This window comes from Brevundimonas sp. TWP2-3-4b1 (assembly GCF_049897665.1).
Taxonomy (GTDB): domain Bacteria; phylum Pseudomonadota; class Alphaproteobacteria; order Caulobacterales; family Caulobacteraceae; genus Brevundimonas; species Brevundimonas subvibrioides_B.
The window spans coordinates 1-2454 of the sequence record NZ_JAFCWQ010000057.1 but is presented as its reverse complement, the minus strand read 5'-3'; the positions used below and the strand labels follow the sequence as shown (position 1 = coordinate 2454).

General features: G+C 67.6%; 2 protein-coding genes. Both read right to left on the bottom strand.

The genetic code is table 11. From position 1 onward, the window contains the following. Positions 1–133: 133 nt before the first annotated feature. Positions 134–862, bottom strand: a complete 729-nt coding sequence (gene istB, locus ACP7A5_RS17885; protein ID WP_426043151.1) for an IS21-like element helper ATPase IstB — start codon at positions 860–862, stop codon at positions 134–136. Then, positions 849–2360, bottom strand: a complete 1512-nt coding sequence (gene istA / locus ACP7A5_RS17880; RefSeq protein ID WP_426043150.1) for an IS21 family transposase — start codon at positions 2358–2360, stop codon at positions 849–851. The genes istB and istA overlap by 14 nt, the downstream gene beginning before the upstream one ends. Positions 2361–2454 lie beyond the last annotated feature (94 nt).

The window sequence follows — 2454 nt, the reverse complement described above, 5'->3', positions numbered from 1 at the left end:
AGGCGTGCAATAGGGACCCCCTTTTGGTGTTCGGGATGGACGTCACGAGCGCACCGCTTGCGAGGGTTGGGGCGTAGGGAGGGCGTAGCCCGACTGGAGGCTCAACCCTCGCTTGGCGTTCTTCCTGGTAGGGTCAGCTGCGGTGTTTGAAGCGCCAGCTGTCGTTGCCGGTCTCGACGATGTCGCAGTGGTGAGTGATGCGGTCGAGGAGCGCTGTCGTCATCTTGGGATCGCCGAACACGGTCGGCCATTCGCCGAAGGCGAGGTTGGTCGTGACGATCACCGAGGTGCGCTCGTAGAGCTTGCTGATCAGGTGGAACAGCAGCTGACCGCCCGAGCGTGCGAACGGCAGGTAGCCCAACTCGTCGAGGACGACGACGTCGAGGCGGCAGAGCTGAGCGGCCAGCGCACCGGCCTTGCCCAGACGGGTTTCCTCCTCGAGCCGGTTCACGAGGTCGACGGTGTTGAAGTAGCGCCCCCGTGCGCCAGCGCGCACGACGTTGGCGATGATGGCGCTGGCCAGGTGCGTCTTGCCTGTGCCGGTCCCGCCGACCAGCACGACGTTGCGCCGGTTCGCCAGGAAGGAGCCGTTGTGCAGGGAGCGCACCAGCCCCTCGTCGATTGGGGTGTCGTCGAACACGAAGGCGTCCAGGTCCTTCACGGCAGGTAGCTTGGCCGCCGCCATCCTGTAGCGGATGGAGGCCGCATGCCGATGGGTCGTCTCGGCGCGCAGCAGGTCGGCGAGGATCTCCATGGTCGTGCGCTTGCGCTGCAGGCCCGTGGTGACCGCCTCGTCAAAGGCGCCGGCCATGCCCTTCAGGCCCATGCCGGCCAGCGCCGCTATCATCTCATGCCGCTGCATGCAGGCCTCGCAAGCTGTCGTAGCGGTCGCAGTCGGCCAGAGGCGGATGCCGCAGCACCAGGTCTTCGGGTGTAACGATGCTCAGCGGCCGGGGCGGTTCGCGCCGGCGCGCCAGGATGTTGAGGATGACGTCGTCACTGGCCGTCCCGGCAGCGAGCGCCTCGTGCACAGCGGCCTCGACCAACTCCACGCCATCCTCCAGCACGGCTGCCAGAACCCGCACGAACCGGCGGTCGGCCTCGTCGCCTGAGCCCAGCTTGCGCCGCAGACGCGCCAGCGCCGACGGCAACGCCCAGTCCTGGAACGGCGCGCCGTTGCGCAGCGCTCCGGGCTTGGTCGCCAGCACCGGCAGGTAATGCCAGGGATCGTAGAGGGTCCGGTCGCGACCGAAGAACCGGCGATGGTCAGCGATGACCTCCCCATCGCAGCGCACGACGATACGGTCGGCATAGGCGCGGACCTGCACCGTGCGCCGCCCGGCCTTGGCCATCACCGAGTAGCGGTTGCGATCGAAGCTGATCAGGCAGGTCCCGGTCACCGCGTGCTCGCTCTCGTAAAAGCCGTCGAACGGCCCCAGCATGGGCTGCAACGCCGGGCGCTCGGCTACCAGCGCCTGAGCGACCGTCAGGTCCTTCTGCTCGGGATGTTGGCGTAGCTCGCCCCAGCGACGGCATTCCGCCTCCAGCCAGCCGTTCAACTCCTCCAGACTGGTGAAGCGCAGGCGGGGCTGGAAGAACCGCCCCCGCACCGTCTGAACCTGGTGCTCGACCTGGCCCTTCTCCCAGCCCGCCGCCGGCGAGCAGGCTGTCGGCTCGACCATGTAGTGGCTCGCCATGACCAGGAAGCGCCGGTTGAACACCCGGTCCTTGCCGGTGAACACCGTCGTCACCGCCGTCTTCATGTTGTCGTAGATCCCGCGCGTCGGCACGCCGCCGAAGAAGGCGAACGCCCGCGCATGCGCGTCGAACAGCATCTCCTGGGTCTCGCGCGGATAGGCCCGAACATAGATCGCGCGCGACGCGCACAGCCGCATGTGCGCCACCTTGACCCGCATCGGCTTGCCGGCGATCTCCACGTCCTCGTGGCTCCAGTCGAACTGGTAGGCCTCGCCCGGCCGGAACATCAGCGGGATGAACACCGGCGCATCCGCCACGCCCCGACGCCGCTTCAGTCGCCATCCCGCCGCGTAGCGCCGGACCGCGTCATACGACCCGTCGAACCCCTCGCGCAGCAGCAGGTCATGGACACGTGTCATCCGCAGCTTCTCGCGCCGCGGTCGCGCCTCGTCCTCTTCCAGCAGCTCATCAAGTCTGGCCTGGAACGGCCCCAGCCTCGGCAACGGCTGCACCGCCCGTCGATAGGCGAACTCCGCATCCGGCTCCCGGATCGCCTTGCGCACCACCTTGCGCGACAGTCGAAGGTCCCGCGCGATCGCCTTGATCGCCTTCCCGGACGCAAACTCGCGCCGGATCCTCAACACCGTCTCCAACACCAACATCCCGAACTCGCCGCCTGACATCCGCCAAGCAGCCATCGTTAGACATCAGGAATGAGGGGTCCTTATTCGACGCCGATCACCCCGCTAACGGGGT

Coding starts and splice junctions, on each gene's coding strand:
- istB (WP_426043151.1), bottom strand. CDS start 862: ATGCAGCGGCATGAGATGATAGCGGCGCTGGCCGGCATGGGCCTGAAG.
- istA (WP_426043150.1), bottom strand. CDS start 2,360: ATGTTGGTGTTGGAGACGGTGTTGAGGATCCGGCGCGAGTTTGCGTCC.